This window comes from Mucilaginibacter lappiensis, assembly GCF_900155965.1.
GTDB lineage: Bacteria > Bacteroidota > Bacteroidia > Sphingobacteriales > Sphingobacteriaceae > Mucilaginibacter > Mucilaginibacter lappiensis.
In genome coordinates, this window is sequence record NZ_FTMG01000011.1 from 31,010 (window position 1) to 43,723 (window position 12,714).

Genomic DNA, 12,714 nt, shown 5'->3' on the forward strand with positions numbered 1-12,714 from the left:
CCATTCTTTAATAGGCGCCTTTTTGTTTTACCATAAATTTTTACTGAAACTTAAAGCCTAAACCAATTTGCCAAACCTGGTTACGGAAATCGGGCAGATCAGCTTCATTGGAGCTGTTTCTGGAAAGGTCGATGTTGTAACGTCCCCTGATCTCTACATTACGGTTAATATCAAAGCTAACACCTACTACACCTGCAACATAACTCTGGTCGCCCTGGTGCCCGTCATAACGGGTTTCTACGTTGGTGCCAAAGTCGCGGTAAGTATCTCTTTGCGAAGTTAAAAAGGTAAGCTGAGGGCCAATTAAGAAATTAAACCCGGGTACAATCTTGAATTTTGCCAGTAATGGAACGTCAATATAGTTAGTACGTTCGGTAAAATGGGCATTGTCAAGATCGGCACTAAAGCCTTTTTGCGAAAACAATACTTCGGGTGCGAAAGAGAAAGAATAGGTAACAGGAACATCCAGTGTAAGGCCGACATTGAAGGCTGCTATACTGCTTGAGCTAAAACGGGAATCATAAGCATCAAGTGAATTGGCAACGTTGAGGCCGGCGGTAAAGCCTACTTTGATCTGATTATCGTTATATGGCCTGCGCTGATGTACGTAGCGACGTTGCGGTCTGTTGGGGCCATAATAAGTTTGTGCACTTGCTGCACCAGCTGCAAATAAACATATTGCAAAAAAGATAAATTTTTTCATTTTTTTATTTGTTTTTAACGGTAGCGGAACGAATCGGAGGCATTTTCTTTTTTGGTACGGGCCTGCAATCCTTCCTTAATTATTTTGATTTATATAGGCATAGAGTAAAAATTAAGGCAAAGGTTTATTTAAAATATTCAATAATTCGTATCAATTATATTTCTTCATGAAATCTTCAAAAATCCCGATACTTGTTGCTTATTACCTCATACTATTTTGTACTAAAATTTGACCATGCCAAAATTCAATAACGGTATTTGTTGCGCTTTAATTATAGCGCTTAATTTTATTGCAGTAAATGCTTTTGCACAAAAGGAAAGCTATATACAAAGTCTGAACACAAAAAATCGTTGGGTTGATTCTGTTTATAATAAACTAAGCCGCAGGCAACGGGTAGCCCAGCTGCTTTTTGTAAGGGCACATACCAATAAGGGCAAAGCCTATGAGGATTCTGTTGCCCGGGTAATTAAAGAAGAGCAGGTAGGTGGTTTGGTGTTTTTTCAGGGAGGCCCCGGCAGGCAGGCCATCCTGGTTAACAAATATCAAAAGCTGGCGGAAGTACCCTTGCTCATCTCTATGGACGGCGAATGGGGCTTGGGCATGCGCCTGGATTCGACTATATCGTATCCTTACCAGATGACTTTGGGTGCCATACAGGATAATAACCTGATATACAAAATGGGGCAGCAGGTAGCTTATGATTTTAAACGGTTAGGTGTCCAGATAAATTTCGGGCCCGATATGGATATCAATAATAACCCCAATAACCCGGTGATCAATTATCGCTCTTTTGGTGATAATATGTATAATGTGGCCAAAAAGGGGATAGCCTATTTTAAGGGTATGCAGGATGCTGGTCTGCTAACCACGGCCAAACATTTCCCAGGACATGGCGATACCAATGTAGATTCGCACTTTGATTTGCCTTTGCTGCCATACAGCCGTGCCCGCCTGGACTCACTCGAAGAATATCCTTTCCGGGAGGCTATTAATGCCGGCATCAGCGGAATAATGATAGCGCACATGAATATTCCCGCGCTAGATAGTACCAAGCATTTACCTTCAACCTTGTCGCGTCCTATTGTGACGGGTGTTTTGAAAGATTCGCTAAAATTTAAGGGACTGGTGGTATCCGATGCGATGGAGATGAAAGGGGTTACCAAGTATTTCCCTAACGGGGAGGCTGATGTAAAAGCATTTTTGGCCGGCATAGATGTTATCGAATTATCAGAAAACTCCGACCGTGCCATTAAGCTCATCCGTAGGGCGATACGTAAAGGTTTGATCAGTCCTGATGAGTTTCAAACCAAAGTGAAGAAAGTACTGGCCGCCAAATATTGGGCCGGACTTAACCGTCGCTCCAATATTTCACCTTTGAATTTGAATGAAGATCTGAACCGGCAAACCGCAAAGGACTTGGTGCAGCAACTGAGCGACGCCGCGGTGACTTTGCTAAAAGGTAATTCGGCCACGTTGAAATTGAACCCCTTTCTGAAAACGGCTATCGTGAGCATTGGGGTTGATGCACCAACCGTTTTTCAGCAGGAAGTGGCTAAAAGCTTCCCCAATTGCCGCATATTTATGGTAGCCAAAAATGCCCCGGCCATTGAAGTACGAAATATCATGAACTGGATAAAGCAATACAACCAGGTAATTGTGGGGATACATGATACCCGTCTGCGCCCGCAAAGTAAACTGGATTACAGCGCTGATGTGCGCCAGATGATAGCCGACCTGGCCGTGCGCAAAGGCACGGTAATGAGTGTTTTTGCCAATGCCTACACCATAGCTGGTTTGCCTGGCATCGAAAAAAGCAATGCCTTGTTGGTGTGTTATCAAATGAGCGCTGAACTGCAAAAATCGGCTGCCAAAGTAATTGCTGGTACATTAAAACCAACCGGTAAATTGCCTGTAAGCGTTAATACATCTTTCCCTACAGGAACAGGGCTTGGCTTACAGTAAGGGCTACAAGTTGTTAAGCCAGATTTTTATCAGTCAGGATTTTTTTCTTGGTCAGTAAGGTTAACAGGTATTTACCTTCCGCTTCATCAATACTTTCACCAAACCGGATGGTTTTCATGCCGTAATCAAATGCAATTGTGCCGGTACGCCCGTTAAGCGACTTTAATGTATTATACCTGCCAGAGCCGATGTTTGTCTGATCGTCTTTTACCCGGAAACTGTCACAGGAGTTAAGATCATAAAAAGTGGTCTTGCTTAAGGGGTCGCCCTGTCTTTTCATGATCAGGACACCTTTGCCAATTTCAATACACTCTTTACCCAATAATTGCCAGTAAATTGTTTTAAGAGCAAAGAGGCCACCAATAGTCCAGCCGGCCAGCCAGAATATCATAAACAGATCAGCGCCCTTGTTTGTTGAACTAAGAATTTCCCTGATGGCCAATGTTTCGCCCAAAAACCAACCGCAAAGCCAGGCACACATGAAAAGGATAATAAAATAATTCTTTTTTGAAGGTATAATGATTCTTACGGAGTCAAAATTATCCTCAATAATTGCTCTGCCTTGATAAGGTAGTTCCATAATTAATTGTCTTCCTTAAAGATCATATTAATTATGATGTTTGCAAATTATATTAATGTATCGGGCCTTTCCTATCTTTACTAAACAATATGCAATCAAATCTTCATCAATATAACGATAAATTTCAGGCGGCTTTGGCCGGGTTAAATCCCGAGCAATTGGCCGCTGTTAATAAAATGGATGGGCCGGTGCTGGTGGTAGCCGGACCGGGTACTGGTAAAACGCAGATCCTCGCTGCGCGTATAGGTAAAATATTAACCGATACCGATGCCTTACCCAATGAGATCCTGTGCCTTACCTATACTGATGCGGGTGCGGTGGCCATGCGCAAACGCCTGTTTGAATTTATTGGTCCCGATGCCTATCGCATCAATATATATACTTTTCATGCTTTTTGTAACGAGATTATACAGGAAAACCTGGAATATTTTGGCAAGCTGAACCTGGAATCATTGTCTGATCTGGAGTCGGCGATGTTGTTCCGCGAACTGGTTGATGAGTTTGGCAATAATCATTTGCTCAAACGCTTTACCGGCGATATTTACTACGATACCAAACGCCTTAAAGATCTGTTCTCGACCATGAAACGCGAGAACTGGGACATCGATCTGATCACGAGGGCCGTTCAGGAATACCTGGATGATATCCCCAACCGCGAGGAATTTGTATACAAACGCGCCAATGCCAAAACGGGTATCAAAGTTGGCGATCCTAAACAGAAGGACATCGATGCTGCTCATGAAACCATGAACAAATTGCTGGCAGCCGTAGGCGAATACAAAAACTATGATGCCAAGATGAAAGCCCGTGGTCGGTATGATTATGACGACATGATCATCTGGGTGTTGAAAGCTTTCCGGGATAACGAAGAGATCTTACGTAAATACCAGGAGCGTTACCAATATATCCTGGTGGATGAGTTTCAGGATACCAGCGGTTCGCAAAACGAACTGCTCCGGTTTTTGCTGAGTTACTGGGATGTACCCAACGTATTTGTAGTGGGCGATGATGACCAGTCGATCTTTAAGTTCCAGGGTGCCAACATGAAAAACATCCTGGACTTTGCTACCGATTATGTGGATACCCTACACACGGTAGTACTCAAGCATAATTATCGCTCCAACCAGCATATCCTGGATATTTCAAGGGCGCTCATCAACAATAATTTTGAACGCTTAACCAGTCAGCTCAAGCTGGATAAGGATTTACGTGCTTCACATGGTCGTTTTGCCCAGTTGACTGTGGAGCCGGTGATTAACGAATACGAAAACCCCGACCAGGAGCTGGTTGATGTATCGGCACGAATAAAAGCATTGATCGATAACGATACGCCCCCGGGCGAAATCGCAGTGATCTATCGTAACCACAGCCTGGTGGAGGAGATGATCAAATACCTCGACATCCAGAAGATAGCCGTAAATACCAAACGCAAGATCGATATCCTGACCCAACCCTTTGGCGAAAAGATCATCAATATCCTGCGTTACCTGGCCATGGAACTGGATTCGCCTTACAGTGGTGACGAGCTACTGTTTGAGATCATGCATTACGATTTCTTTAACATAGCGCCTATTGAAATTGCCAAGGCTAGCATCGCGGTAGCTAAAGAAAATTATGGAGCGGTAACGGGTAATAAGCCCAAAACATCTATCCGCCGCTATGTGAGCGAATTGCGCGCGCCTTCGCAAACCGACCTTTTTACGCCCGACAAGGTTACCGCGATGAAGTATCTCATTAATGATATTGATGAGTTGCTGCAATCTGCAGTGAGCAAAACGCTGCAGGCGCTTTTTCAGGATGTGATAGCCAAAATGGGTATCCTGCGTTACATTATGCAGCAAACAGATAAGGGCGGGCATATGCAAATGCTCACCAGCTTTTTTGATTTCCTGAAGGACGAAAGCCGCAAGAATCCCGAAATTAAACTGAGTGAACTGATCGCTACCATCGAGTTGATGAAGAAAAACAGCATTCGGCTTGATCTGAACCAAGTGATCTTTTCCGATAATGGCGTTAACTTTTTAACCGCTCATGGTTCCAAAGGCCTGGAGTTTGAACACGTGTTTTTTATAGGCTGCGACAAACGTACCTGGGATAGTAAAGGCCGTAATACCGGTTTTAGTTACCCTGATACGCTAACCCAGGCAGCATCTGACGATATAGCCCAAAAAGAAGAAGGCCGCCGCCTGTTTTATGTAGCGATAACCCGTGCCAAACAGCACCTTTATATATCCTACGCCAACAAGGATAAAAAAGCCAAAGACCAGGAAGCAAGTCAGTTTGTAGGCGAGATACTGGCCAGCACCGATTTGCAGGTACATTATCCAAAGGTGACCGAAGAAGCCATGCTTGGTTTTTATGTGACCCAGTTTAGCGAAGCCGAAAAGCCAAAGGTTGAACTGCTGGATAAAAATTACATCAACCTGCTTCTGCAAAACTATACACTGTCTGTAACGCACCTAAGCAGTTACCTGGATTGCCCTTTGCGGTTTTACTTCCAGTGTTTAATCCGGGTGCCATCGGGCAAAAGTCCGTCGGCTACGTTTGGACAAGCAGTGCATTGGGCACTTAATAAAACCTATAAATTGCTCAAGGAAAACGATAACGAGTTTTTGTCGACTGAGAGATTTATGAACGAATTTCGCTGGTACATGGCCCGCAATAAAGATTCGTTTACCAAGGATGAGTATAAATTGAGAGTAGCCTACGGCGAAAAGATCTTACCACCTTATTACGAAGAAAATGTAGACCATTGGAATAAAGTGGCCATTACGGAGCGCACCATCAAAAACATCGAAATAGGCGGTGTACCCATTAAAGGTAACCTGGATAAGATGGAGTTTGATGGTAAGCACATAACGGTGGTGGATTATAAAACAGGTAAGCTCAAAAACGCGAAAGATAAATTGCTAAGACCCACCAATGATTTCCCCAATGGTGGCGATTACTGGCGCCAGGGCGTGTTTTATAAAATACTGGTGGATCACGATCGTACCAATGATTGGGAAGTAGTAAGCACTGTTTTTGATTTTGTAGAACCGGTAAGTGAAGGCGAATACCACCGCGAAAAGTTTGTGATCACCCCTGATGATATGGATGTAGTGACCGACCAGATCAAAGATACTTATGCCAAAATATTGGCCCATGATTTTAATACCGGCTGCGGCAAAAAAGAATGCGACTGGTGCCATTTTGTAAAAAGCAATTTTAAACAGGCCGATGAAATGTTACAAACCGCAAGCGAGGAGGAAGAGGAATAATAGGTATTTTCGATTTCGCAATGACGAGTAACAGCCGATGAAAAGACATCATTAGATTTAAAAGCATTGGACTGGTGCGATTCCCTCCCAACGGGGGCTACCGTGTGGACACATCTTTTTGAAAAATGTCATTTCGAACGAGGAACGAGGAGAAATCTTCTGCGACTGATACGAACATTGCATGCCAAACACGTATAGCGTAGAAGATTTCTCCTCACTCCAGGCGCGAGCCCACGCTTGTTCGTTCGAAATGACATTTTTCAAAAAGATGTGTCCACACGGTAGCCCGTGGGGAGGGAATTGAATCTGCCAACTAGAACAAATAATACAAAGTATCAAAAATCCAACATGAAACACCTAAAACTATTTATCCTTCTCTTATTAACCCTCCCGGCCACGGCTCAAACCATCATCAAACCAGATGCGGGTATTAAACAAATGGTTGATGAGGTATCATCCAAAAATATCGAAGCCACCATTCGCAAACTGGTAACTTTTAAAAGCCGGCACACCCTGAGCGATACTAGCAGCAAAACTACCGGCAGCGGCGCAGCGCGTAACTGGATCAAGGCCGAAATGGAAAAATACGCGGCAACATCTGGTGGACGCATGACCGTTCAGTTCGATACTTTTACACAACCCAAGGGCACGCGCATCGATCAACCCGTAAAGCTTAAAAACGTACTGGCCATATTAAAAGGTACAGACCCTACAGATACGCGGGTGTATATCGTTTCGGGCCATTATGATTCGCGCATCAATGATGTGATGGATGCCAACGGAGTAGAGCCGGGCGCTAATGACGATGCTTCCGGTACAGCCTTATCTATGGAGCTGGCTCGTGTAATGGCCAAACGATCGTTCCCCGCTACTATTATTTTTGCGACGGTGGTTGGTGAGGAACAAGGCCTGTATGGATCAGCAAACCTGGCTAAACGTGCCAAAGCCGAAAACTGGAATGTGGATGCCATGCTCAATAATGATATTGTTGGCAATACCCATGGCATGGAAACCGACCTGAAAGATAACCGCAGCGTACGTGTTTTTAGTGATGGTATACCCACCAATGCTACGGATAAACAAGTAGCCGCATTGAAATCATTAGGCGGCGAAAATGATAGTCCATCGCGCGAACTGGCCCGTTATGCCAAAGAAACCGGCGAACGCTATGTTGACCAGCTGGATGTAAAGCTCATCTATCGCCGCGACCGTTACCTGCGTGGCGGCGACCACCTGCCTTTCCTGGAGCAGGGTTTTACTGCCGTACGTTTCACCGAAATGAACGAGGATTTTAACCGCCAGCACCAGAACATCCGCACCGAAAACGGCGTGGATTATGGCGACCTGCCCGACTTTGTAGATTTTAACTATGTGCAAAAAGTGGCCCGCATGAATTTATCGGTGTTGGCTAACCTGGCCTCGGCCCCGGGCCGCCCACAAAACGTAGGCATTATCACCAGCGACCTCACCAATAAAACAAAACTCACCTGGGAGGCACCAGCTACCGGCAAAAAACCGGCCGGTTACTATGTGCTCATGCGCGAAACCACCAGTGCCTTTTGGGAACGCAAATTTTATGTAACCGATACCGCGGCTACGCTGGCATACTCAAAAGATAATTATTTTTTCGCCGTACAAGCTGTTGATGCCGATGGGCACGAGAGCTTGCCGGTGTTTCCTAAACCGATCAGGTAAGTAGCCCCACCCAAACCCTCCCCGGAAGGGGGGGGGTAAAAAACGGCGGTAAATAAAGTATGCAATTAAAAGTCTCCCCTACCGGGGGAGATTTAGAGGGGGCTGAAATTTTTATTAGTTTTGTGGTATGTATTTTTTCAGAAAGAAAGATCCCAACAGACCCAACAACATCAATCTGCGCATTATGCATTTTATAAATGCGTTGGCTATTATTATGTTTTTGGCAGGGATCATCTACAAACTGATACAAGTGTTCATACTTAAAAAATGATGACAATAATAAACACCAATAACGCGCCGGCTCCTATCGGGCCATATAGCCAGGCTACCGCAGCCGGAAACTTTGTATTCGTATCGGGCCAGATACCCCTTAACCCGGTTACCGGCGAATTAGTAACCACCGGTATTACCGACGAAGCCGTGATGGTGATGGAAAACATCAAAGCCATTTTAACGGAGGCCGGTATCGGTTTTGGGAACATCGTAAAAACCAGTATATTTTTAACCGATATGGGCAATTTTGGTCAGGTGAACGAAGTATATGGAAAGTATTTTACCGCCAATTTCCCTGCCCGTGAAACGGTACAGGTATCTGCATTACCTAAAGGTGTAAATGTGGAGATCTCGGTTATTGCTGTAAAGTAAAAGCCGGCCCCACTCAACCCTCCCCGGAGGAGAGGGCTTTAAGAAAAATATTCAATAAAAAAATAATTATAAGTCTCCCCTTCCGGGGGAGATTTAGTGGGGGCTAATATGGATCCTTTTCAAACACCGCTTGTATATTTAAAAGGAGTGGGCCAGTCCCGCGCCGAGGTGTTGAAGAAAGAATTAGCGCTCACTAATTTCGAGGATCTTTTGCGGCACTTCCCGTTCCGGTATATCGACCGTACCCGTTTCTACAAGATCAAAGATATCCAGTCGGACCTGCCTTATGTACAGGTACTGGCCCGTATCGTAAATAAGCAGGTTATTGGCGAAAAGCATACCAAGCGTCTGGTAGTTAACGCTAAAGATGATACAGGTCTGTTAGAACTGGTATGGTTCAAGGGCATCAACTGGATCGAAAAGACTATTGTGCCCGGACAGGTATATATTGTTTTTGGTAAGCCCGGGTTTTTTAACGGACAGGTTCAGATGGCACATCCCGAAATGGAGGTGTATTCGCAGGCCACCATGCAGCGGCAGGGCAATGCCAGTTTGCAACCCGTATATAACTCTACTGAAAAGCTTAAACAGTTTCAACTCGATAGCAAGGGCATTCAGAAAATTACTTCTACCTTATTGGAATTGCATGCGCGTGATATCAAAGAAAACTTGCCGCTGTATATTCTTCAAAAGTTTAAGCTTATTAGTCGCGCTGAGGCGTACCGTAATATCCATTTCCCTGCCGACACGCGTTTACTGAATGAAGCTATTCTGCGTTTAAAGTTTGAAGAATTATTTTTGTTGCAACTTAAATTATTACGCAATAAATTGTTGCATACCCAAAAATTCAAAGGCAATGTTTTTGGTACGGTTGGGCATTATTTTAATGATTTTTATCATCATAAGCTCCCTTTCCCGTTAACAGGGGCCCAGAAACGAGTGCTCAAAGAGATACGGCAGGATACTCAGCGCGGTATACAAATGAACCGCCTGCTACAGGGCGATGTGGGTAGCGGTAAAACCGTAGTAGCCCTCATGAGTATGCTGATAGCGGTTGATAACGGCTTTCAGACCTGCATCATGGCGCCTACCGAAATTTTGGCCACACAGCATTATCAAACGGTAAAAGATCTGGTTCGTGATGATTTTATTGAGGTGGCCCTGCTTACGGGTTCCACTAAACAAAAGGCCCGGAAAATATTGCATGAAAAGCTGGAGAGTGGTGAGCTTAAAATCCTCATCGGTACCCACGCGCTTATTGAAGATAAGGTACAGTTCAAAAACCTGGGTTTTGTGGTGATTGATGAGCAGCACCGTTTTGGTGTAGAGCAGAGGGCCAAGCTATGGCGAAAAAACGTGATACCGCCGCATGTATTGGTGATGACGGCTACACCCATTCCTCGCACACTGGCTATGACGCTTTACGGTGATCTGGATGTATCGGTAATAGACGAGCTTCCTGTTGGTCGTAAGCCTATCCAAACACTCCACTTTTTTGAAAATCAGCGCCTGCGGGTATTTGGCTTTATGAAAAGGGAGATAGGGCTGGGCCGGCAGATTTATGTAGTGTACCCGCTGATACAGGAAAGCGAAAAGCTCGATCTGAAGAACCTGGAGGATGGCATCGCGGTAATGTCGCGCGAGTTTCCGCTGCCCGATTACCGTGTAAGTATTGTGCATGGCAAGTTGAAAGCGGCCGACAAGGAATTTGAAATGCAGCGTTTTATCAAAGGCGAAACGCAGATCATGGTAGCCACCACCGTGATCGAAGTGGGGGTTAACGTACCCAATGCCTCGGTGATGATCATTGAAAATGCAGAGCGCTTTGGTCTTTCGCAATTGCACCAGCTGCGCGGCAGGGTAGGACGTGGGGCCGAGCAATCCTATTGTATTTTGATGAGCAGCCACAAGCTGAGTCACGACGGCAAGATCAGGCTGGATACCATGGTGAAAACCAATAACGGTTTTGAAATATCCGAAATCGACCTGCAATTGCGTGGCCCCGGCAACCTGGAAGGCACGCAACAGAGCGGCGTACTCGATCTTAAATTGGCCAACCTGGCTACCGATCAGGAATTACTATTTAAGGTACGTAAAACCATTGAACAGATCTTTGAAAAAGATCCGCAGCTGGCCCTGCCCGAAAACCAGGTGCTGCACCATGCCTTCGAAACAAAAAACGTGGGGTTGAGCTGGGATAAGATATCGTGATACGAATACGTACAATACTAAATGTCATTTCGAACGAACAAGCGTTGGCCCATGCAGAGGGTGAGGAGAAATCTTTTACTAGATGCATGACGCATAATGCAATCGCAAAAGATTTCTCTCTCCGTTCGAAATGACAGCCTTTTTGATATTATAAAGAGCGTTGGTTTGGTACTCCTTTTTGTCTTCAAAATATTACATTTGTTAAAACTGATCTTAACATCACATGAAGAAATTTTCCCTATTGCTGGCTGTGTTTTTTACAGCTTCCCTGCTTCACGCGCAGGACTCCTTAACTATCAGAAAAATTTATGATGAGGCCCTGGTAAATGGAAAGGCTTATGAAAGCCTGCATTACTTGTGTAAAAATATTGGCGGGCGATTAAGTGGCTCGGCCAATGCGCAAAAAGCGGTGGAGTGGAGCAAAAAACTGATGGAAAGTTATGGCTTTGATAAGGTCTATTTGCAGGAGGTAATGGTACCGCACTGGGTTCGTGGCGAAAAGGAAACTGCTTTTATTATTGATGGTAAAACCCGTATCCCGGTGCCTATTGCTGCACTGGGAATGACTGTAGCTACTCCCAAGGAAGGCATCACCGCTAATGTGGTAGAAGTACGGAGCCTGAAAGAACTGGAAACCCTGGGCGAAAGTGTGATTAAAGGCAAGATAGTTTTCTTTAACCGCCCGTTTGATCAACGCTTTATCGAAACCGGGCATGCGTATGGAATGGCTGGAGATCAGCGTTTTATGGGTCCAGCCGCCGCCGCCAAATATGGCGCTGTTGGGGTTATTGTACGCTCTCTAACCGGAAGTACTGACGATTATCCGCACACAGGAGCTACTCTATCTGGTCCGGGTACACAGCAAATACCTGCGGCTGCTATATCAACCAAGGCGGCTGATAAGTTAAGCAATATGCTGCGTTTACGCAAACTACCGCTAGTTAAATTTTATTTTAAACAAAGCTGTCAACTACTACCTGATGTATTATCCTACAACGTGATCGGTGAGTTAACTGGCACCGAAAATCCTAATAAATTTATCAGCGTAGGCGGTCACCTGGATTCATGGGATCTGGCCGAAGGTGCACATGATGACGGCACGGGTGTCATGCAATCGGCCGAGGTATTGCGCATATTTAAAGCAATAGGCTACCGTCCGAAAAACTCGGTACGCGCCGTGTTTTTTATGAATGAGGAGAACGGCCATAAAGGCGGCTCCAAATATGCCGAACTGGCCGCACAAAATAAAGAACAGCACATAGCTGCCATTGAAACTGACGAGGGTGGTTTTACCCCGCGTGGATTTAGCTTCGATGGTGTATCTAAAGATTTCATCAAAAGCATTAACGATAAATATAAAGCTATATTGGAACCTTATGAGGTTGACAAGCTGACCATTGGCGGCAGTGGTACCGATATTGAGCCAATGAAAGAAAAACTCCCTGGCGTGGTGCTGATCGGTTATCGCCCGGATTCACAACGTTATTTTGATATTCACCACACCCCTAATGATGTGTTTGAGAATGTGAACAAACGCGAGCTGGAATTGGGCGCTGCCGGTATGGCTGCGTTTATTTACCTGATAGATCAGCACGGGTTGTAGATGTGCAAATGTGCGGATATGCAGATGACCTGATTGGTCAAAAATGAAATTTTTC

At 44.9% G+C, this 12,714-nt stretch carries 9 protein-coding genes; 7 read left to right on the plus strand and 2 right to left on the minus strand.

Annotated elements, in window-relative coordinates; translation table 11 throughout:
- Positions 1 to 40: 40 nt before the first annotated feature.
- Positions 41 to 703, minus strand: a complete 663-nt coding sequence (locus BW976_RS19160; RefSeq protein ID WP_076375440.1) for a porin family protein — start codon at positions 701 to 703, stop codon at positions 41 to 43.
- A 234-nt stretch (positions 704 to 937) separates the two neighbouring features.
- On the opposite strand from BW976_RS19160, the gene BW976_RS19165 reads away from it, so the two are divergent.
- Positions 938 to 2,665, plus strand: a complete 1,728-nt coding sequence (locus tag BW976_RS19165) for a glycoside hydrolase family 3 protein (protein WP_076375442.1) — start codon at positions 938 to 940, stop codon at positions 2,663 to 2,665.
- Positions 2,666 to 2,678: 13 nt separating this feature from the next.
- On the opposite strand, the gene BW976_RS19170 is transcribed toward BW976_RS19165, so the two are convergent.
- On the minus strand, positions 2,679 to 3,245 hold the full coding sequence (locus BW976_RS19170) for a hypothetical protein (RefSeq protein WP_076375444.1): 567 nt from the start codon (positions 3,243 to 3,245) through the stop codon (positions 2,679 to 2,681).
- An 89-nt stretch (positions 3,246 to 3,334) separates the two neighbouring features.
- On the opposite strand from BW976_RS19170, the gene BW976_RS19175 reads away from it, so the two are divergent.
- The 6 genes from BW976_RS19175 to BW976_RS19195 all read left to right on the plus strand — a co-directional run bounded on the left by BW976_RS19175 (position 3,335) and on the right by BW976_RS19195 (position 12,659).
- Positions 3,335 to 6,505 (plus strand): ATP-dependent helicase, encoded by a 3,171-nt coding sequence (locus tag BW976_RS19175; protein WP_076375446.1) that lies wholly within the window; start codon positions 3,335 to 3,337, stop codon positions 6,503 to 6,505.
- A 348-nt stretch (positions 6,506 to 6,853) separates the two neighbouring features.
- Entirely contained in the window at positions 6,854 to 8,200 is a 1,347-nt protein-coding gene (locus BW976_RS19180; protein ID WP_076375448.1) for a M28 family peptidase, read from the plus strand.
- A gap of 127 nt (positions 8,201 to 8,327) precedes the next feature.
- Positions 8,328 to 8,471: a DUF6728 family protein gene (locus BW976_RS29950; RefSeq protein ID WP_317042954.1), complete on the plus strand. Its 144-nt coding sequence runs from the start codon at positions 8,328 to 8,330 to the stop codon at positions 8,469 to 8,471.
- Positions 8,468 to 8,845: a RidA family protein gene (locus tag BW976_RS19185; protein ID WP_076375450.1), complete on the plus strand. Its 378-nt coding sequence runs from the start codon at positions 8,468 to 8,470 to the stop codon at positions 8,843 to 8,845. Before BW976_RS29950 ends, BW976_RS19185 begins: the two co-directional genes overlap by 4 nt.
- A gap of 108 nt (positions 8,846 to 8,953) precedes the next feature.
- Entirely contained in the window at positions 8,954 to 11,056 is a 2,103-nt protein-coding gene (gene recG / locus BW976_RS19190) for an ATP-dependent DNA helicase RecG (protein WP_076375452.1), read from the plus strand.
- Positions 11,057 to 11,279: 223 nt separating this feature from the next.
- Positions 11,280 to 12,659 (plus strand): M20/M25/M40 family metallo-hydrolase, encoded by a 1,380-nt coding sequence (locus BW976_RS19195; protein WP_076375454.1) that lies wholly within the window; start codon positions 11,280 to 11,282, stop codon positions 12,657 to 12,659.
- Positions 12,660 to 12,714 lie beyond the last annotated feature (55 nt).